General features: G+C 65.0%; 17 protein-coding genes and 1 pseudogene. 12 read left to right on the forward strand and 6 right to left on the reverse strand.

Features of this window, described 5'->3' with window-relative positions; genetic code table 11:
- Window positions 1-23 precede the first annotated feature (23 nt).
- The gene (locus tag KHO53_RS22470) at window positions 24-1,862 is read left to right on the forward strand and encodes a nitric oxide reductase activation protein NorD (RefSeq protein ID WP_213570892.1); all 1,839 of its coding nucleotides are present in this window, start codon (window positions 24-26) and stop codon (window positions 1,860-1,862) included.
- Here the strand turns inward: KHO53_RS22470 and KHO53_RS22475 are convergent.
- A complete protein-coding gene (locus KHO53_RS22475; RefSeq protein ID WP_010221924.1) occupies window positions 1,859-2,050 on the reverse strand; it encodes a hypothetical protein in 192 nt (63 codons plus the stop codon). The genes KHO53_RS22470 and KHO53_RS22475 overlap by 4 nt on opposite strands.
- Window positions 2,047-2,730 carry a Crp/Fnr family transcriptional regulator gene (locus KHO53_RS22480; protein ID WP_100782683.1) on the reverse strand — a complete coding sequence of 228 codons (684 nt, stop codon included), beginning with the start codon at window positions 2,728-2,730 and terminating at the stop codon, window positions 2,047-2,049. The genes KHO53_RS22475 and KHO53_RS22480 overlap by 4 nt, the downstream gene beginning before the upstream one ends.
- Before the next feature lie 358 nt (window positions 2,731-3,088).
- Here KHO53_RS22480 and KHO53_RS22485 point away from each other — a divergent pair, with 358 nt between their 5' ends.
- Window positions 3,089-4,279, forward strand: a complete 1,191-nt coding sequence (locus tag KHO53_RS22485) for an NnrS family protein (protein ID WP_213570893.1) — start codon at window positions 3,089-3,091, stop codon at window positions 4,277-4,279.
- 17 nt (window positions 4,280-4,296) lie between these two features.
- Complete coding sequence (locus KHO53_RS22490; protein ID WP_010221927.1) at window positions 4,297-4,734, forward strand: CopD family copper resistance protein; 438 nt, start codon at window positions 4,297-4,299, stop codon at window positions 4,732-4,734.
- A 132-nt stretch (window positions 4,735-4,866) separates the two neighbouring features.
- On the opposite strand, the pseudogene KHO53_RS22495 reads toward KHO53_RS22490, so the two are convergent.
- Window positions 4,867-5,307: pseudogene (locus KHO53_RS22495) on the reverse strand (hemerythrin domain-containing protein); the annotation flags it as partial.
- 174 nt (window positions 5,308-5,481) lie between these two features.
- Between KHO53_RS22495 and norR the strand changes: the two are divergent.
- The 7 genes from norR (at window position 5,482) to ubiT (ending at window position 12,101) form a co-directional block, all read left to right on the forward strand.
- Window positions 5,482-7,002, forward strand: a complete 1,521-nt coding sequence (gene norR / locus KHO53_RS22500; RefSeq protein WP_213571262.1) for a nitric oxide reductase transcriptional regulator NorR — start codon at window positions 5,482-5,484, stop codon at window positions 7,000-7,002.
- Window positions 7,003-7,083: 81 nt separating this feature from the next.
- The gene (pdxH, locus tag KHO53_RS22505; protein ID WP_036995879.1) at window positions 7,084-7,731 is read left to right on the forward strand and encodes a pyridoxamine 5'-phosphate oxidase; all 648 of its coding nucleotides are present in this window, start codon (window positions 7,084-7,086) and stop codon (window positions 7,729-7,731) included.
- A 90-nt stretch (window positions 7,732-7,821) separates the two neighbouring features.
- Window positions 7,822-8,376, forward strand: coding sequence for a molybdenum cofactor biosynthesis protein B (gene moaB / locus KHO53_RS22510; RefSeq protein WP_213570894.1), 555 nt, complete (start codon window positions 7,822-7,824; stop codon window positions 8,374-8,376).
- A complete protein-coding gene (locus KHO53_RS22515) occupies window positions 8,373-9,608 on the forward strand; it encodes a molybdopterin molybdotransferase MoeA (protein WP_213570895.1) in 1,236 nt (411 codons plus the stop codon). Before moaB ends, KHO53_RS22515 begins: the two co-directional genes overlap by 4 nt.
- Before the next feature lie 132 nt (window positions 9,609-9,740).
- Window positions 9,741-10,736 carry a ubiquinone anaerobic biosynthesis protein UbiU gene (ubiU, locus tag KHO53_RS22520; protein WP_010221935.1) on the forward strand — a complete coding sequence of 332 codons (996 nt, stop codon included), beginning with the start codon at window positions 9,741-9,743 and terminating at the stop codon, window positions 10,734-10,736.
- 10 nt (window positions 10,737-10,746) lie between these two features.
- Window positions 10,747-11,637 carry a U32 family peptidase gene (locus KHO53_RS22525; protein ID WP_100782687.1) on the forward strand — a complete coding sequence of 297 codons (891 nt, stop codon included), beginning with the start codon at window positions 10,747-10,749 and terminating at the stop codon, window positions 11,635-11,637.
- Window positions 11,631-12,101 carry a ubiquinone anaerobic biosynthesis accessory factor UbiT gene (ubiT, locus tag KHO53_RS22530; RefSeq protein WP_010221937.1) on the forward strand — a complete coding sequence of 157 codons (471 nt, stop codon included), beginning with the start codon at window positions 11,631-11,633 and terminating at the stop codon, window positions 12,099-12,101. Before KHO53_RS22525 ends, ubiT begins: the two co-directional genes overlap by 7 nt.
- A gap of 21 nt (window positions 12,102-12,122) precedes the next feature.
- On the opposite strand, the gene KHO53_RS22535 is transcribed toward ubiT, so the two are convergent.
- From KHO53_RS22535 to KHO53_RS22545, 3 genes are all read right to left on the reverse strand, one after another.
- On the reverse strand, window positions 12,123-12,800 hold the full coding sequence (locus tag KHO53_RS22535; protein WP_010221938.1) for a Crp/Fnr family transcriptional regulator: 678 nt from the start codon (window positions 12,798-12,800) through the stop codon (window positions 12,123-12,125).
- Window positions 12,801-12,894: 94 nt separating this feature from the next.
- Entirely contained in the window at window positions 12,895-13,542 is a 648-nt protein-coding gene (narL, locus tag KHO53_RS22540) for a two-component system response regulator NarL (protein WP_010221939.1), read from the reverse strand.
- Window positions 13,539-15,341, reverse strand: a complete 1,803-nt coding sequence (locus KHO53_RS22545) for a HAMP domain-containing protein (RefSeq protein ID WP_010221940.1) — start codon at window positions 15,339-15,341, stop codon at window positions 13,539-13,541. Before KHO53_RS22545 ends, narL begins: the two co-directional genes overlap by 4 nt.
- Window positions 15,342-15,657: 316 nt before the next feature.
- On the opposite strand from KHO53_RS22545, the gene KHO53_RS22550 reads away from it, so the two are divergent.
- Window positions 15,658-16,953, forward strand: coding sequence for an MFS transporter (locus tag KHO53_RS22550; protein ID WP_010221942.1), 1,296 nt, complete (start codon window positions 15,658-15,660; stop codon window positions 16,951-16,953).
- Window positions 16,940-18,337 carry a NarK family nitrate/nitrite MFS transporter gene (locus tag KHO53_RS22555; RefSeq protein ID WP_036995877.1) on the forward strand — a complete coding sequence of 466 codons (1,398 nt, stop codon included), beginning with the start codon at window positions 16,940-16,942 and terminating at the stop codon, window positions 18,335-18,337. The genes KHO53_RS22550 and KHO53_RS22555 overlap by 14 nt, the downstream gene beginning before the upstream one ends.
- Window positions 18,338-18,381 lie beyond the last annotated feature (44 nt).

The following is an 18,381-nucleotide window of genomic DNA, read 5'->3' on the forward strand; positions in this document are numbered from 1 at the left end:
CTGCGTTGTACACAGGAGGCAGCATGGCCTTCACGGTCGAATTGGAAGAATGGGTCGGCAGTCTCTGGCATCGTTTCATTACCCGCCGGGCGAGTGTCGATTTCCCCGAGGCAGGGGTCGAACTGGCCCCCAGGCAACGGCGCCTGGCGCTGTTGTTCAGGGCCATGGGCGGGGCGGGCGGCATCGGTGTGGAGGCCGCCAGCGAGCGTGACCTGCTGCTGCGCCGCAGCCTGTTGCAGCAGATCGCCGGCACCTGCAAGCAGGCGCCGCTGGCCTGGTGTGACGCGCACAACGTGCGCTTGCCGGCGCACCTGGCAGTGTTCCCCGACGCTGCCTTGAACGAAGAGCTGTATCGCTGGCTGGCCTTGCTCGCGGCGCAATCGGGGCCGATGCGCCACTGGGGGCGGGACAACCAGCGCTGGACGCGTGAGCTGCTGCAACGCTTTCCGGGGTTGGCGGGCCGCTACCAACGGCTGGTCGATGCGCACCTGCAACTGCGCCCGGATCCGGCCTCGCTAAGCCCGGATGCTGCGCTGCTTGAACGCGCCTTGCGCCAGGCCCTGCGCGAGCCGGGCAGCGTCGAGGTGTTTCCGCGCAGTGAACGGGCGGCCTGGCCGCTGCCGCTGTGGTTGTATCCGCCGCTGCACCTTGCCAGCCCTCAGGCGGGTGACCTTGAAGACGCGCAAAACGAGCTGCCCAACACCCCCGGCCAGCAGCAGGGCGGACGCAAACGCGCCAGCCGTGTCGATGACAGCCCGGCCAAGGGCGGCCTGTTGATCGTGCGCCTGGAGAACCTGTTCAGTTGGACCGAACACGTCGACCTCGACCGCTGGGAGGACGATAGCCAGGACCCGGACGCTGCCCGGGTGGCCGAAGACCTCGATCAATTGACCCTGTCGCGCACCCGTATCCGCAAGGGTGGTGGCCTGAAACTGCACCTGGACCTGCCGCCGGCGGACGTCGACGACATCCCCCTGGGTGCAGGCATCAAGTTGCCGGAATGGGACTATCGCCAAGGCCGCCTGCAAGCCGGTTTCGTCAACCTGCAGTTGCTCGAACCGCGTGATTGCATGCCCCAACCGCTACCGGCGCGGCTGCAAGGCCCGGCACGGCGCCTGCGCCGGCAGTTCGAGCACCTGCGCACGGATCGCCAGTGGTTGCGTCAGCAGCCCCAGGGCAGCGAACCTGACCTGCAGGCCTGGCTGGATTTTCATGTCGAACGTGTGCATGGGCAGTGCGCCGAGCGTGGCCTGTTCCTGGAGCAGCGCCGCGTTCTCCGCGATCTTGCCTGCCTGTTGCTGGCTGATGTATCGATGTCCACCGACGCCCACTTGAACGATGAGCAGCGGGTGATCGACGTGATCCGCGACAGCCTGCTGCTGTTCGGCGAAACCCTGTCGACGCTGGGGGATGAGTTTGCCCTGTACGGGTTTTCTTCGTTGCGTCGCCAGCAGGTGCGCATGCAGCAACTCAAAGCGTTCGATCAGCGCTATGACGATGTCACGCGCGGCAAGATCCAGGGGCTCAAACCGGGTTACTACACGCGCATGGGCGCTGCGATTCGCCAGGCAAGCCAAGTGCTTGGTGGCCGTAAGCGACAGCGCAAGCTGTTGCTGCTGCTCAGCGATGGCAAGCCCAATGACCTGGACCTTTACGAAGGCCGATATGGCGTTGAAGACACCCGCGAAGCGGTGCGTGAAGCCCGGCGCCTGGGCCTGACACCCTTTTGCATCACCATCGACCGCAAGGCCGGTGCCTACCTGCCGTACATGTTCGGCAGCAACGGCTACGCCCTGATACACCAGCCTGAGCAACTGCCGCAGCGTTTGCCGCAGCTGTATCGGCAGTTGACCCAGCCTTAGCGCGGCAACCAGAACACCATTGCCACACAGAACAGCGTCAGGCCGATGCAGAACCACAGGAAGCGCAACTGTTGTCGCGCACCGGCCAATGCTGCGGTAGCGGGCAGCGGCATGCCGCAGTGCTCACAGGTGCTGGCCTTGGCGGGATTGGTGTGTTCGCAGTACAGGCATACCGGCAGGGCATTCATTCGAATTGCTCCAGCCGCGGCCGATCGAGAATGGCGATGCGCCGACCGTCCTGAGTGATGATCTTTTCATCGATCAGGCGGCGGATGATCCTTGAAAAGGTCTCCGGCTGGATCGACAGGTGGCCGGCTATCAGTTGCTTGGCCATCGGCAGTTCGAACTGGCGCTGCACCGGCTCGGCGTGCATCAGTTGCGTCAACAGGTAGCGCACCACCCGGTGGGTGGCATTTTTCAGCGACAACGTCTCGATTTCATTGACCCGCTGGTGCAGGCGCACACAGAGCTTGCCGAGCAGGGCGAAGGTCAGCCGGCTGTTGCTCTGCAGCAGGCGCATGTAGGTGCTGGTCGAGAGCCGATAGAGCTGCGTTTGCCCGACCGCTTCGGCCGAGGCGACATAATTGGGCGTGTCCATCAGCATCATCGCTTCGGCGAAGGTCTGCCGCGGGCCGATGACTTCGAAGACCTTCTCCTGGCCGTCCGGGGTCAAACGGTAGATCTTCACCGCACCGGCAATCACGAAGTAGAACGCCTCGGCCGGCTCGCCCTGACGGAACAGCGGCTCGCCCTTGTCGACGCTGAGCAGTTGGCTGCTGCCCATCAATTCATCGAGCTGCTCGTCGTTCAAGGGCTCGAACAGGTGGTGAGTACGCAGGATCTGGTGGTGGACGCGGTGAAGCACCATGGCATTTCATCCTCAAGCGGAAAAGGGGTGGGGCTCGAACCTGGATGTAGGCGTCGAGCAAGAGCCGGGCCAGGCGGCAAGCCCCGGGTTGTATGGCGTGCTGATACTTGAGGGTGAAAAATACCCACGGCGCCTGGGTGAAATTGACCGTTACAGGGTTATTTTTACCCTTGTTTCTCCTGCTTCAGCCCGCAATCACGCCAGGGCACAACCCTTGCACTGGCGTATTCAACAGCGATTGGCAGCCTACGCCGTTGCACGCCGCGCGCCTTGACGTGCGACAAGGGTGGCAGCCTGCCGATGGCAGATGATGAGGCCGGGCTCAGTACGACCCGGCAACAAGGTAAGGAGAGGCTTGATGCAAGTACTTGATCGCCGTAAAGCGCTGGCCATCGTGCCACTCTTGCGCCTGGCGTTCCGGCCGTTGTTCCTCGCTGGCTGTGCGCTGGCAGTGTTGGCGATACCGCTGTGGCTGGCGGCGCTGAACGGCGCCCTTGGCACCTGGCAGCCGGCCGGCGGTTGGCTGGCCTGGCACCGGCATGAACTGGTGTTCGGTTTCGGCCTGGCGATCATCGCCGGCTTTTTGCTTACGGCGGTGCAGACCTGGACCGGGCAACCGGGGCTGAGTGGCAAGCCGCTGGCGGGCCTGGCGCTACTGTGGCTGGCCGGGCGGGTGGCGTGGCTGGCGAATGCGCCCTGGCCGTTGCTGGCGCTGCTGGAACTGGGCTTCCCGTTGCTGGTGGCGGTGTTGATGGGCAGCACCCTGTGGCAGGTACGGCAAAAGCGCAACTACCCGATAGTGATGGTCTTGCTGTTGTTGACGGCGGTCGATGGCCTGGCGGTGTATGGCCTGGTGCAAGGCCACGATGGCTGGCAGCGCAAGGGCGTGCTCGGCGGCATCTGGCTGGTGGCGGCGATGATGGGCCTGATTGGCGGGCGGGTGATTCCGTTCTTCACCCAGCGCGGCTTGGGTCGGACCGAGGCGGTAGTGCCCTGGCCCTGGCTCGACTGGCTGTTGCTGGCGGGGTCGGCGCTGGTAGCGGTGCTGTATGCGGCAGGGCCTGCCCTGACGGCCAATGCCGGGGTCGGCCTGCTGTTTGCCGCCCTGGCGCTCGGGCATGTAGTGCGCCTGTGGCGCTGGCACGATCGCGGGATTTGGCAGGTGCCGCTGCTGTGGTCGTTGCACCTGGCCTACGGCTGGTTGGCCCTGGCCTGCCTGGGCATGGCCCTGTGGCATTTCGGCGTGTCGTTGAACCCGAGCCTGGCGGTGCATTGCCTGACTATCGGCGCCATGGCCGGGTTGATCCTGGCGATGATTGCCCGGGTCAGCCTGGGTCATACCGGGCGGGCGTTGCAGCCGCCGGCGGGGATGACCCTGGCGTTCGCTCTGCTCAACCTGGCTGCGCTCAGCCGGGTGCTGTTGGTGCCGTGGATGCCGATGGCGGGCTTGTGGCTGGCCGGGGCGTGCTGGGGGCTGGCGTTTGCCGTGTATACCTGGCGCTATGCACCGATGCTGCTGCGCGCCCGGGTTGACGGGCATCCTGGTTAAGCGCCTGGAGGCGAAGGATGTTGTATCCGTATTTGTTGGTGATTCATCTACTGGCGGCCATCGCCTTTATCGGCACGCTGTTTTTCGAAGTGCTCATCTGGCAAGCGGCGCGCCGGCATGTGCCGGTTGCGGCGCAGGCCGGGGTCGACCAGGCGCTGTCGGTGCGTTCGCGCAAGGTGCTGCATGGCGTGGTGTTGCTGCTGTATGGCGCCGGTGTTGGCCTGGCCTGGCATCACCGCGCGGCCTTGAGCCAGCCGTTGGCCAGCAGCTTTGCCAGCCTGCTGAGCCTGAAGATCGTCCTGGCCCTGAGCATCATTGGTCATTACCTGTTGCTGGCGTTCTGGCTCAAACGCGGACGCTTGAGCCAGGGGCGGGCGCGTTGGATCCGCTGCAGCATTCTTGGCCATATGCTGGTGATCGTGATCCTGGCCAAGGCGATGTTCTATTGGCACTAGCCTGCGCCGTACTAAGGCGGGCACTACTTGTAGGAGCGGGCTTTGACCCGCGATGAGGCCGGTACAGCCAGCACATCAAGTGGCGTCTGAATTACGGCCGCGGGCAAGGCCAGCTCCCACAAAGGCCAGCCATCAAGCCAGTGCGTTGACGAACAGCACATCGTTCTCCAGATGAATATGCTGCAGCAGATCCTCGCGAAACTCCTCCAGCCCGCGGTACAGGGTGCGCCAGGTGTTGCAGGCGCCCTCCGGCGCGGTTATTTCGTTGGTCAGCAAGCTCAAGCGCTCCAGCGCCTGGCCATGTTGATCATGCTCCAGGCGCATCACCTGGATCGGCGCACCGGCCTGGCGGCCCATGCCCCGTTGCAGCAAGGGGAACAGCACCTGTTCTTCCTTGAGCATGTGCCCTTCAAGTTCCTGCTGCATGTCCTGCAGGTGATCGGCCAGGCCGTTGGGGCAATGGTCATGGCCACCGTGGACCTGCTCCACACGGCGGGCCAGGCGGATCAGTTCCGGCAACTGCTGGCGGTGGCGGTCGTGGTAGCGGGAGAGGATGTAGGCAATCAGTTCGGCCGGGGAGAGTGTCGGGTTCATCAGGGCTCCTGGTCTGTTGGCAAAGGTTCCCCAGGGCCATTGCATCGCCCATGCCAGCTTTAATTGCCCGAAATCAAGGGCCGTTGCTGTGGATGTGGTGAAATTCACCCGAATACCTCAGGGTAGCGATAACCACAGAGGGTGATGACTACCATGCTGCGTGAAAGCCTTGCCGCCGACCTGATCGTCGAGCTGCCCAATGCCGTGCGCTTGCAGCGTCTGGTGCAGACGCTGCGCGAATACTTCAACTGCGGTGCCGTCGGCCTGCTCCGGCTCGAAGGCGACAGCCTGCGGCCACTGGCCTGTGTCGGCCTGGTCCACGAAGCCCTCGGCAGGCGCTTCGTGATCGCCCAGCATCCGCGCCTGGCAGCGATCATGGCCTCGCGCGAGCCGACCTGGTTCGAGCCCGACAGCCGCCTGCCGGACCCCTACGATGGCCTGCTCGAAACCGCGCTGCATGAGCCCTTGGCCGTTCACGACTGCATGGGCGTCAGCCTCTACGTGGAAGGCCAGGTCTGGGGCGCGATCACCCTCGATGCGCTTAAGGCCGGGACCTTCGGCAGCGATGCCCGCGATGAACTCAAGCGCTGCACCCTGCAGATCGAGGCTGCCTTGCGGGTCACCCGCCTGGAGCAGGAGAACCGCAGCCTGCGCCTGTCGCGCAGCGAGCCCCAGGACCTGCGCAGGCCTGTGGAAGAGGGCGAGATCCTCGGTCACAGTGCGGTGTTGCAGCAGTTGCTCAACGAGATTGAAGTACTGGCCGACGCCGATCTGCCGGTATTGCTGCTGGGCGAGACCGGGGTCGGCAAGGAGCTGTTCGCCCGCCGCCTGCATCGCCTGTCGCGACGCAGCCACAAGCCGCTGATCCAGGTCAACTGCGCGGCCTTGCCCGAGTCGCTGGCCGAGAGCGAGCTGTTCGGCCATGTCAAAGGCGCGTTCTCCGGCGCCAGCAGCGACCGCGCCGGGCGCTTCGATGCAGCCAATGGCGGTACGTTGTTTCTCGATGAAGTCGGCGAGCTGCCCCTGAGCGTACAGGCCAAACTGTTGCGCACCCTGCAAAACGGCGAGATCCAGCGCCTGGGCGCCGACAAGCCGCTGCACGTGGATGTGCGCATCATCGCCGCGACCAACCGGCATTTGCCCGACAGCATTCGCGACGGCCTGTTTCGCGCCGACCTCTACCATCGCCTGTCGGTGTACCCGCTACCGATTCCACCGTTGCGCGAGCGCGGCAACGATGTGTTGATGATTGCCGGGCAGTTCCTCGAACTCAACCGCACCCGTCTGGGGCTGCGCGGTTTGCGCCTGTCGACGGCGGCCGAGCGGGCGCTGTTGGCCTACCACTGGCCGGGCAACGTGCGTGAGCTTGAGCATGTGATCAGCCGCGCCGCGCTCAAGCAATTGAGCCGCGAAGGCAGCCGTAGCCTGATCATTACCCTGGAGCCGGAGGTGCTCGACCTCGATAGCGCGCCGGCAGTGGCGCCGCTGGCGGATCAACCGGTTGCCGCCAGCTTGGCGCATCCCTCCCTGAGCGACGCCGTCGATGCCTGCCAGCGCCAGGCCATTGCCCAGGCGCTGCGCCTGAGCGGGGATAACTGGGCCAGTGCCGCGCGGCTGTTGGCGGTCGACCCGAGCAACCTGCACAAACTGGCCAGGCGCTTGCGCCTCAAGTAACACTCGGAGCGTTGATGGTGATCAAGGCCTGCCGGTGTCGCAGCTTACAGACTGCGTACAACTTCCCAGGAGATCACTGCCATGCCGCTGTCCCTTGCCCAGATGCGCCGTAACTACACCCTCGGTGGCCTGCAGGAGGAGGCGGCGCCGCTCGAACCGCTGCCGCTGTTTGCGCAGTGGCTGCAACAGGCCCGCGAGACCGAGCGCGAGCCGGTGGAGGCCAATAGCATGCACCTGGCCACCGTCGACAGCCTGGGCAGGCCGCACTGCCGGGTGCTGCTGCTCAAGGGCTTTGACCAGCAGGGCTTTACCTTCTTCGGCAACTACCAGAGTGCCAAGGGCCAGGAACTGGCGGCCAACCCCTATGCGGCGATGACCTTCTTCTGGCCGGGGCTGGAGCGCCAGGTACGAATTGAGGGGCCGGTGACGCGGCTCGATCCGCAGTTATCCGATGCCTACTTCGATTCGCGTCCCGAAGCCAGTCGCCTGGGCGCCTGGGCTTCACCACAAAGCCGGGTGTTGACCGACCGCGGCGAACTGCAGGCGCTGCTGGCGCAGACCATCCGCCGCTTCGTCGAGCAGCCGCTGCGTCGCCCCGAGCATTGGGGCGGCTATTGCCTGAGGCCTGAACGCATGGAGTTCTGGCAGGGCCGCGCCGATCGCCTGCATGACCGTCTCGATTATCGCTGCCAGGGTGGGCAGTGGACGCGCCAGCGCCTGGCGCCGTGAGCCCGAAGAGATACCTCCAAGGAGGAATAGGTTCGTCCAGGCTTTAGGTTCAGGCTTGGGCCCATCCACCTTTCACGGGAAGCCCAGGCCATGGCCCATTTGGCACAACGCACGTTTGAACCCCTGAACATCGCCGTGCTGACCATCAGCGACACGCGCACCTACGACACCGACAGCTCCGGCCAGACCCTCATCGACCTGCTGCAAGCAGCAGGGCATGTGCTGGTCGAGCGCGACCTGGTCAAGGACGATATCTACCAGATCCGCGCGACCCTCTCGCGCTGGATCGCCGACCCCAGGGTACAGGTGGTGCTGACCACCGGCGGCACCGGTTTTACCGCCCGCGACAACACCCCGCAAGCGGTGCAGCCATTGCTGGATAAACACGTCGAAGGCTTTGGCGAGTTGTTCCGCCAGGTGTCGCTGGCCGAAATCGGCATGTCCAGCCTGCAGTCTCGTGCCCTGGCGGGGATGAGCAATGGCGTGCTGGTGTGCTGCGTGCCGGGTTCGCCCGGCGCCTGTCGCACCGCCTGGACGCAGATCCTGCATGGCCAGCTCGACAGCCGTACCGGCCCGTGCAATTTCGCCCCGCACCTCAAGGCCCAGGCCGGGCAGGCCATTGAGGCCTGTGGGGCGCGGCCATGAGCGGGCGGGTATGCGACAGCGGCAAGTTGATCCCGGTCGACCAGGCCATCCGCCATTTGCTCGAGCAGGCGCCACCGCCACCGGCTGCGCAGATGGCGTTGCTGGACAAAGCCCTGGGCCGGGTGCTGGCGGTTGATATCCATGCCCCGCGCAGTCTGCCGGGCTGGGACAACAGCGCCATGGACGGTTTTGCCTTCAGGGTGGCCGACCTGCCAGCTGCTGGCGGTTGCCTGAGCCTGGCCGGGCGCATCGCCGCCGGCCAGCAGGCCAGCACCGCGTTGCAACCTGGGCAGGCGGTGCGGATCTTCACCGGTGCACCCTTGCCGCCGGGTGCCGACACGGTAGCGCCCCAGGAGCTATGCCGGGTGGAAGGCGAGCAGGTCTGGCTACCCGCCGCCGGCCTTGGCGACCACGTGCGCAAGGCTGGCGAGGAGGTGCGCGAAGGCCATCTGTTGCTGCAGGCCGGCAAGCGCCTGCGTGCCCAGGAGCTGGGCCTGCTGGCCGCTTCGGGCGTGGCCTGGGTCGAGGTCCATCGGCCCTTGCGCGTCGGTTTGCTGAGCAGCGGCGACGAACTGCGCGAACCCGGTCAACCCCTGGCCCCTGGGCAGATTTACAACAGCAACCGCTATTGCCTGATGGCTTTGCTGCAAGGCTGGGGCGTGGAGGTGCACGACTACGGGGTGATGGCCGACGAACTGGCGGCCAGCAAGCACGCGCTGAATCTGGCCGCGTCTGAATGCGACCTGCTGCTGACCTCCGGCGGCGTCTCGGTGGGTGAGGAAGATCACCTCAAGCAGGCCATCCAGGACCTGGGCAGTGTCGACTTCTGGCGTCTGGCGATCCAGCCGGGCAAGCCTCTGGCTTTTGGCGAGGTGGCGGGCCGGCCGTGGATCGGCATGCCCGGCAACCCGGCAGCGGCGCTGATTACCGCGCTGGTGGTGGTACGGCCGTTCCTGTTGCGCGCCCAGGGCGTGCGCGATGTGTTGCCCCGACCGCTGGCGCTGCCAGCCGGTTTCGACTGGCTGCAACGCAACAAGCGCCGCCAGTACCTGCGGGCCCGCTTGTTGCCCGAGGCCAACGGCCAGTCCAGCGTACAACTGCACCCACAACAAAGCTCGGCAATGCTCAGCGCTGCCTGCTGGGCCGATGGCCTGGCGGTGGTGGAATGCGAGCAACAGCTGCACAAGCACGACAACGTGCAGTTCCTTTCTTTCGCGCAGCTGATGCAGTGAGCGACCTTGATTGCCGTCAAGGTCCTGCCGGGCACTGTGGCTAGACTGGCAGCGCTTTTTTCGATTGCTCCGAGCCTGCTCGTGTTGTGCATCGCAGGCGCATGGCAGCAGCTTCTTTGATGAGGAAACCCCATGCAACTGGTCTGCCCGGCAGGCAACCTGCCTGCGCTTAAAGCCGCGGTGCGCCAAGGCGCCGATGCTGTTTACGTCGGTTTTCGCGACGACACCAACGCCCGGCATTTCGCCGGGCTGAACATGGACGACAAGCAGTTCGACGCCGCTGTTGCCCATATCCGCCAACACCAACGCAAGCTCTATGTCGCGGTCAACACCTACCCGCAACCCCAGGGTTGGGAACGCTGGCAGCGCGCGGTCGACCGTGCCGCCGACCATGGTGTCGATGCCCTGATCGCCGCCGACCCGGGTGTGCTCGGCTATGCGGCCCAGCGCCACCCGCAGTTGAGCCTGCACCTCTCGGTGCAAGGCTCGGCCACCAACGCCAGCGCCCTGGCGTTCTACGCCCAGCACTACAACATCCGCCGCGCCGTGCTGCCACGGGTGCTGTCGCTGGCCCAGGTACGCCAGGTGGCAGCCAACAGCACGGTGCCCATCGAGGTCTTTGCCTTCGGCAGCCTGTGCATCATGGCCGAAGGGCGTTGCCACCTGTCGTCGTACATCACCGGCGAGTCGCCGAACCTGTGCGGCGTCTGTTCGCCGGCCAAGGCGGTGCGCTGGAGCGAAGACGCCGAGGGCTTGAGTGCACGCCTGAGCGAAGTGCTGATCGACCGCTATCAACCCGACGAGCCGGCCGGTTACCCGACCCTGTGCAAGGGCCGTTTCCTGGTGGATGGCAAGCGCTTCCATGCCCTGGAAGAGCCCACCAGCCTCGACACCCTCGACCTGCTGCCGGAACTCGCCGCCATGGGCGTCGAGGCGGTGAAGATCGAGGGCCGCCAGCGCAGCCCGGCCTATGTCGAGCAGGTCACCCAGGTCTGGCGTGCCGCGCTCGACGCCCATCGCCTGGCACCGCAACGCTTCACGGTCAAGGACCAGTGGCGTCAGGTGCTGGCCGGTTTGTCCGAAGGCAGCCAGACCACCCTGGGTGCTTACCATCGATCATGGCAATGAGGGACTGGACATGAAGCTCAGCCTGGGACCCGTCCTGTATTACTGGGACAAGGAACAACTGGGGCGTTTCTACAGCGAGATGTCGACCTTGCCCCTGGATGTGATTTATCTGGGGGAAACCGTGTGCTCGAAACGCCGGGCCATGAACCTCGATCACTGGCTTGGTCTGGGCCGCGAGCTGCAGGCCTGCAGCCCGGCGCAGATCGTGTTGTCGAGCCTGACCCTGATCGAAGCCGCTTCCGAGCTCTCCAGCCTGCGCCGCTTGTGCGACAACGGCGAGCTGCTGGTGGAGGCCAACGACATGGGTGCGGTGCAGTACCTGGCCGAGCGCAAGCTGCCGTTCGTGGCCGGCCCCGCGCTCAACCTGTACAACGGCCACGCGTTGGCTAAGCTGCTCGATTGCGGGATGATCCGCTGGGTGCCGCCGGTGGAGTGTTCGGCCACACTGATCCGCGCGGTGCTCGACCAGGCCGTTGAGTTGAACCGTGAGTTGCCTGAGGTTGAAGTCTTTGCCTATGGGCATCTGCCGCTGGCTTACTCGGCGCGCTGTTTTACCGCCCGTGCCGAAAACCGGCCCAAGGACGACTGCCAGTTCTGCTGCATCAACTACCCCGACGGCCTGGCCCTGAGTAGCCAGGAAGGCCAGGCGCTGTTCACCCTGAACGGCATCCAGACCATGTCGGCCGAGGTCACCAACTTGCTGGCCGACTACCCGGGGCTTGAGGCCTGCGGCGCCGACCTGTTGCGCCTGAGCCCGCGGGCCCAGGGCATGGTCGAGGTGGTTCAGGCCTTTGCCCGGGTGCGCCAGGGCGAGGCGCCGCCGTTGTTTGTCGAAGGTTGCAACGGCTACTGGCACGGCCAGGCGGGCATGTTGCGGGTCGAGGAGGTGGGCCTGTGCTGAACCGCACGCAATGGCTGTTGAAAGGTGCCGACCGGGTGCTGCCGCTGATCCGTCGGGTGCCGTTCGTGATTCAGCGGGTTGCTTTGCAGCAGGCGCTTAATCGCTGCCTGGCCGAGCCCCTGCGCGACGGTGAGTTCGACCTGCTGCGCGGGCGCTGGTTGTGCCTGCGGATTCCCGACCTGGACCTGGCCTGGTACCTGACCCGCAACCGCGATGGCCTGCAGATCGCCGAGCGGGCCAAGGCCGATGTCACCATTCGCGGCAACTGGCGCGAGTTTCTCTTGCTGGCCAGCCGTCAGGAGGACCCGGACACGCTGTTCTTCCGCCGCCGCCTGGTGATCGAGGGCGACACCGAGCTGGGTTTGACCCTGAAGAACCTGATCGACAGCCTCGACCCCGAGGTGTTGCCGGTGTGGTTGTGGCGCAACCTGGAAAGAGCCGGCAAGGGCTTGGCGGCCAGTTGAGGGCAGGGCCGGCTACTGGGGCTAACCCGAGTAACCGGCCAGCTCATCGGCGGCGAGGATGTGGATGCTGCGCCGTTCCATGGCGATCAGGCCGCGTTCCACCAGACGGTGCAGGGTGCGCGAAAAGGTCTCTGGCTGGATGCCCAGCTTGGAGGCCACCAGGCGCTTGGACACCTGCAACTCGACCCGGCCACTGTCGGGGTCGCATTCCTGCAGCAAGAAGTTGATCACCCGGCGGCTGGCGCTGGCCGAGGTCAGGGTGTCGATGTCCCTGAGACGCTGGTGCAGGTGGATGCTCATGCTCGCCAGAATGGCCAGGCACACCTGTGGCTGGTCTTCCAGGGCATTGCGGTAATGGGCGCCATCGATGCTGATCAACACGCAGTCCTTGAGCGCCGTGGCCGTCACCGGGTAACTGCGCGCCTGGCTGAACAGCAGCGCTTCGGCAAAGGTCTGGCCCGGCTGGATGATCTCCACCAGATGTTCCTGGCCCTCGGCGCTGAGCCGGTACAGCTTGATCTGGCCACTGACCAGCAAGAAGAAGCGCTTGGCCGGGTCGCCCTGGTGCATGAGCGTGTCATGGCAGCTCAGGCGCCGGAGCATGGCCAGGCCACAGACGGCTTCGAAAACGTTGTCCGGCAGTTGGCTGAACAAGTGATGACGACGTAAAACCAGAACGGTAGAAGGGTGGGTCAGCATGGCGTACCTCCGCTGGCGCCTATGGTAAAACCCCCGACGCCGGCGGCCTATGCCTCCGCCGGTCTACCTCCAAAGGGGCATCTGCAACAGGGGCTCAGGCGCTTTGGCGCAGATGCTCCATGGCCCACACCGCCGCCTCTACCCGCGAACGCAGGCCGAGCTTGTGCAGCAGGTTTTTCACATGGACCTTGACCGTGCCCTCGGTGATGCCCAGCTTGTGGCCGATGACCTTGTTGCTGTAGCCGCTGGCGATGGTCTTGAGCACCTGGCGCTCGCGCTCGGTCAGCTCCACCTCCGGCTGGCGCGGCGGTGAGCGCAGGGCCTGGGCCATCACCCGGGTCAGCCCGGGGCTGATCACCAGGGCGCCGTTCATGGCGTCGCGGATATACTGGATCAACAGCTCCGGTTCCATGTCCTTGAGCAGGTAACCGTCGGCATCCAGGCGCAGGGCGTCGCGAATGTCGTCCTCGGCATCGGACACGGTGAACAGCAGCACCTTGCCGGCAAAGCCCTGGCTGCGCAGATGGCGCAGGGTTTCGATGCCGTTCATCTGCGGCATGTTGTTGTCCAGCAGCACCAGGTCCGGTTGCAGCGCCGGGATCAGGGCCAGGGCTTCTTCGCCGTGGCCGGCTTCGCCGACGATCTCGAAGTCGTCTTCCAGTTCGAGCATCTGGCGGATGCCGCGGCGCATCATCGGGTGGTCGTCGACCAGCAGGATTCGGTAGCGCGGGGAGGGGGTCATGCAGGGTTACCTTCTGTCAGGTGCCCGAGAAACTCCGGGCGAAATTCCATCTGTACCCGGGTGCCTTGCGGCTCCCGGCCAACAATCTGCAACTGGCCGCGCAGGCTGCGGGCCCGCTCGTCCATGATGTTCAGGCCGTGGTGTTCGCGCAGGTCGTGGGTGCCGCTGAAACCACGGCCGTCGTCCTCGATCGACAGGCAGACGGTTTCGCCATACTGGCGCAATTGCAGCCAGGCGTTCTGCGCATGGGCATGGCGCAGGCAGTTGGACAGCGCCTCGCGGGTGATCTGCAGGATGTGGATCTGCTCGCTGGCCGACAGCTCGAAGGCCAGGCTGTCGACGTGCAGGTGCACCTGGAATTCGCCACGGCGGGAGAACTCCTCGGCGGTGTCCTTGAGCTCCTGCACAAGGCCGGCGTCGTGAATCTGCAGGCGGAAGGTGGTGAGCAGTTCGCGCAACTGGCGATAGGCGTTGTTCAGGCCTTCGCGCAGCTCGGCGGTGACGTTCTCCAGGGTCGCCACCGGCTCGCCACGACGCATCAACGTCTGCATGCGGCTGACCTGCAGCTTCATGTACGACAGCGCCTGGGCCAGGGAATCGTGCAGTTCGCGGGCGATGATCGCGCGCTCTTCGAGCAGCACCAGGCGGTGGTCCTGTTCACGCTGGCGCTTGAGCGACAGCGAGGTGCCGATCAGGTTGGCCAGGGCCTGGATCAGCTCGGTCTCCCAGGCTTGCGGCTCGTGGCCGTCGATAAAGTGCGCCTTCAGCTCACCGAGGGTACTGCCCTGGTTGCTGATGCTGAACGTGTGATGGTGGGTGCGCTGGTGGCGTTGGCAGCTGGCGCAATCGCTGCTGGCGCAGATCTTGCGGCTGTCGGCGCCATGCAGGGCCAGCAGTTGTTGGGCCGGGGCCTGTAACTGGCCTTGCAGGCACAGCGACAGGCGCAGGCCCGGCAAGCGTTGCTGAAAGCGCCGGATCAGCTCATCCAGGCCCTCGGCGTTGGCCAGCCGGGTGGCCAGGCTGCGGCTGCTTTGGTACAGCAGCTCGAGGGCGGCGTTGGCCTGCTGCAGGTTGAGGGTTTTTTGCCGGACCTGGGTTTCCAAGGTGCGGTGGGATTGTTCGATGGTCTCGGCCATGGCGTTGAAACTGGTGGCCAGCTCGCCGAGCTCGTCCTCGGACTGGTGGTTGACCCGCGCCTGGAACTCGCCGCGGCGAAAGCGCTGGGTGGCGTCCACCAACTCTTTCAACGGTGTGATGACGTTGTATTGCAGCTCGTACAGGCCGAACAGCAGGACGATCATGGTGGTGAACAGCGCCGCGCCCTGGATCACCTGTTGCCAGCCCTGCTTGTGTTCGCTCTGGCGCTGCAGCAGGTTGACGAACTGATTGAGCTGGTTGACGAAGGGCAGGGTACTGGCCTGAAAAGCCGTGGCGTCACCACGTTGCAAGGCCGGCAGCAGGGTCTGCTGCCAGTACTGCTGCAATTGCTGGTAGCTGGCCTGCAGCTCGAGGTTGTTGCCGTCTTCGAGCACGGCTATGAGCGCCTGACTGTTGAGCCGCTGCTGCAGGCTGTCGCGAATGCGTTCGAGGTCGGCGCGCTCGGCGCCGGCGGCCAGCTTCCAGCTCAGGTGGTAGGTCTCCATGCGCACGGAGCCGGCGGTGTTGATGGCGGCGGCATCGCCCTGGCTGAACCAGGCGATCAGGCCGGCACTGAGCGAACTGGCCAGGGCCAGCACGGCGATCAGAATCACCGCCAGGCCCGCGCGCGCGGGCAACGAGCTGCGCAGCCAGCCGATCATGGACGCGGGCCAGGGGTGAGGAGGGGAAAACGGTACATGGAGCACTCCAGGGTGTTGCAACTGATCGTTTCGCAGCCTGTCCCTGGCGCTCTACCTCTAAAGAGTTTTCAACCGCCAGTTTTACCGCCAAGCCCGGTGGGAAACTGGCAACACCCTGATAAACAAAGGGTTTAGAGGTTTTTCGGTGCTACCTCGTTGGAGGTAGGCAGTACAAGCATAGGCCCAGGGGTGCCAGGGCTTCTTTGATCGGGGTCAAGTTTTCTCGGGGTTTGCCTCTCTAGTCTGCCGGCCATGGCTACCTGACTGGAGACCCAAGATGACTCAACCGCGAATACGCCAAGGCCTGGTGCTGGGCATGAGTACGCTGGCCTTCACCGTCTGCTTCATGGTCTGGATGATGTTTGCCGTGCTCGGCGTGCCGATCAAGGAACTGCTGCAGCTCAACGAAACCCAGTTCGGCCTGCTGGCCGCCACCCCGGTGCTGACCGGCTCGCTGGTGCGCTTGCCGCTGGGCATGCTCACCGACCGCTTCGGCGGGCGCAGTGTGTTCTTTCTGCTGATGCTGGCCTGCGTGCTGCCGCTGTACCTGATCAGCCACGCCAGCGCCTATTGGCAGTTCCTGGTCCTGGGCTTGTTCGTCGGGCTTGCCGGTGGCTCGTTCTCGGTCGGCATCGCTTATGTCGCCAAGTGGTTCGAGCAGGACAACCAGGGCCTGGCCATGGGCATCTTCGGCGCCGGCAACGCCGGGGCGGCGGTGACCAAGTTCCTCGCCCCGGCGTTGATTGCCGCCGGCAGCTGGCAACTGGTACCGAAGGTGTTCAGCGCCATCCTGTTCATCACTGCCTTGCTGTTCTGGTTTCTCAGTGCCGACAACAAGGCCCACCGCAGCGCTTCGGGGGCGAGCCTGGGCGAACAGCTCAAGGCCCTGGCCGAGCCTGCGGTGTGGCGCTACTGCCAGTACTACTCGATCGTCTTCGGCGGTTACGTGGCCCTGGCGCTGTGGATGACCAAGTACTACGTCCAGGAATACGGCTTCAGCCTGCAAAGCGCGGCGTTGCTGGCCGCCTGCTTCTCGCTGCCGGGCGGGGTGCTGCGCGCCGTCGGTGGCTGGATGTCCGACCGCTGGGGCGCGCAGAGCGTGACCTGGTGGGTGCTGTGGGTCAGCTGGATCTGCCTGTTCCTGCTGTCGTACCCGCAAACCCAGCTGCAGGTGCAGACCATCAACGGCCCGTTGGACTTTCACATCGGCCTGAACCCGGCGCTGTTCACCGTGCTGCTGTTCGTCATGGGCATCGCCTTCGCCTTCGGCAAGGCCTCGGTGTTCAAGTACATCGCCAACGATTACCCGCACAACATGGGCGCGGTGTCCGGCATCGTCGGCCTGGCCGGCGGCCTGGGCGGCTTCATCCTGCCGATTCTGTTCGGCGCGCTGGTCGACCTCACCGGCGTGCGCTCCTCCTGCTTCATGTTGATGTACGGCGTGGTCTGGGTGTCGCTCACCTGGATGTACTTCAGCGAAATCCGCAAGCGCCCGCTGCTGGGCAAACAGCCTCCAGCGACCGCGTCCCCGTTTTCCAGCATTGCCCAAGGAGAAGACCATGTCGGTTCTTAACACGCCTGACAAAGGCCCGGTGATTCACGACTGGCGCCCGGAAGATCCCGCGTTCTGGGGCCGTAGCGGCAAAAAGACCGCTACCCGCAACCTGTGGATCTCGATCCCCGCACTGCTGCTGGCCTTTGCCGTGTGGATGGTGTGGAGCACGGTGATCGTGCGCCTGAATGCCATCGGCTTCAGCTTCAGCACCGACCAGCTGTTCTGGCTGGCGGCCTTGCCGGGGCTGTCGGGGGCGACCTTCCGGGTGTTCTACTCGTTCATGGTGCCGATCTTCGGCGGCCGCCGCTGGACCGCCCTGAGCACCGCCTCGCTGCTGGCGCCGTCGCTGTGGATGGGCTTTGCCGTGCAGGACCCGGGCACGCCCTACAGCGTGTTCGTGATGATTGCGCTGCTGTGCGGCTTTGGCGGCGGCAACTTCGCCTCGAGCATGTCCAACATCAGCTTCTTCTACCCCAAGTCGCAGCAGGGCACCGCCCTGGGCCTGAACGCCGGCCTGGGTAATCTCGGCGTCTCGGTGATGCAGTTCTGCGTGCCGCTGGTGATCACCTTCGGCCTGTTCGGTGCGTTCGGTGGCCAGCCGCAGGCGCTCGCCGACGGTGGCCAACTGTGGCTGCAGAACGCAGGCTTCATCTGGGTGCCGTTCATTATCCTGGTCACCTTGCTGGCCTGGTTCGGCATGAACGACCTGTCCAGCGCCAAGGCCTCGTTCAGCGAGCAGGCGGTGATCTTCAAGCGCAAGCACAACTGGCTGATGTGCTGGTTGTACCTGGCCACCTTCGGCTCGTTCATCGGCTTCTCGGCAGCCTTTCCGCTGCTGATCAAGACCGCCTTCCCGCAGGTCAACGCCCTGACCTTTGCCTTCTTAGGCCCGCTGGTCGGCGCCCTGGTACGCCCGCTGGGCGGCTGGCTGGCGGACAAGCTCGGTGGTGCGCGGGTGACCCTGTGGAACTTCGTGCTGATGATCGTCATGGTCTTCGGTGTGCTGGCGTTCATCCCCGCGCAGGGCGAGAGCGGCAACTTCTACGGTTTTCTCGGCATGTTCATGCTGCTGTTCATCACCACCGGCATCGGCAACGGTTCGACCTTTCGCATGATCCCGGTGATTTTCCGCACCCTGCACGAAAAAGCCGCCAGCGGCAAAGGCGCCGCCGCCCGCGAACAAGCGCTCAAGGACGCCGGCAAGGAGTCGGCCGCGGTGCTCGGCTTCAGCTCGGCCATGGGCGCTTTCGGCGCGTTCTTCATTCCCAAGACCTTTGGCTCTTCCATGGCCCTGACCGGTGGCCCGCAGATGGCCTTCTACATGTTCGTCGGCTTCTACCTGAGCTGCATCGTCGTGACCTGGTGGTGGTACGCGCGTAAAGGCGCCGCGACGCCCTGCTGACATGACCCCGAATTCACATCTTGCACGGGCGGGGCACAGAACCC

The sequence above is a fragment of the Pseudomonas sp. RC2C2 genome (assembly GCF_018390435.1).
Taxonomy (GTDB): Bacteria; Pseudomonadota; Gammaproteobacteria; order Pseudomonadales; family Pseudomonadaceae; genus Aquipseudomonas; species Aquipseudomonas donghuensis.

Coding starts and splice junctions, on each gene's coding strand:
- KHO53_RS22470 (WP_213570892.1), top strand. CDS start 24: ATGGCCTTCACGGTCGAATTGGAAGAATGGGTCGGCAGTCTCTGGCAT.
- KHO53_RS22475 (WP_010221924.1), bottom strand. CDS start 2,050: ATGAATGCCCTGCCGGTATGCCTGTACTGCGAACACACCAATCCCGCC.
- KHO53_RS22480 (WP_100782683.1), bottom strand. CDS start 2,730: ATGGTGCTTCACCGCGTCCACCACCAGATCCTGCGTACTCACCACCTG.
- KHO53_RS22485 (WP_213570893.1), top strand. CDS start 3,089: ATGCAAGTACTTGATCGCCGTAAAGCGCTGGCCATCGTGCCACTCTTG.
- KHO53_RS22490 (WP_010221927.1), top strand. CDS start 4,297: ATGTTGTATCCGTATTTGTTGGTGATTCATCTACTGGCGGCCATCGCC.
- norR (WP_213571262.1), top strand. CDS start 5,482: ATGCTGCGTGAAAGCCTTGCCGCCGACCTGATCGTCGAGCTGCCCAAT.
- pdxH (WP_036995879.1), top strand. CDS start 7,084: ATGCCGCTGTCCCTTGCCCAGATGCGCCGTAACTACACCCTCGGTGGC.
- moaB (WP_213570894.1), top strand. CDS start 7,822: ATGGCCCATTTGGCACAACGCACGTTTGAACCCCTGAACATCGCCGTG.
- KHO53_RS22515 (WP_213570895.1), top strand. CDS start 8,373: ATGAGCGGGCGGGTATGCGACAGCGGCAAGTTGATCCCGGTCGACCAG.
- ubiU (WP_010221935.1), top strand. CDS start 9,741: ATGCAACTGGTCTGCCCGGCAGGCAACCTGCCTGCGCTTAAAGCCGCG.
- KHO53_RS22525 (WP_100782687.1), top strand. CDS start 10,747: ATGAAGCTCAGCCTGGGACCCGTCCTGTATTACTGGGACAAGGAACAA.
- KHO53_RS22535 (WP_010221938.1), bottom strand. CDS start 12,800: ATGCTGACCCACCCTTCTACCGTTCTGGTTTTACGTCGTCATCACTTG.
- narL (WP_010221939.1), bottom strand. CDS start 13,542: ATGACCCCCTCCCCGCGCTACCGAATCCTGCTGGTCGACGACCACCCG.
- KHO53_RS22545 (WP_010221940.1), bottom strand. CDS start 15,341: ATGATCGGCTGGCTGCGCAGCTCGTTGCCCGCGCGCGCGGGCCTGGCG.
- KHO53_RS22550 (WP_010221942.1), top strand. CDS start 15,658: ATGACTCAACCGCGAATACGCCAAGGCCTGGTGCTGGGCATGAGTACG.
- KHO53_RS22555 (WP_036995877.1), top strand. CDS start 16,940: ATGTCGGTTCTTAACACGCCTGACAAAGGCCCGGTGATTCACGACTGG.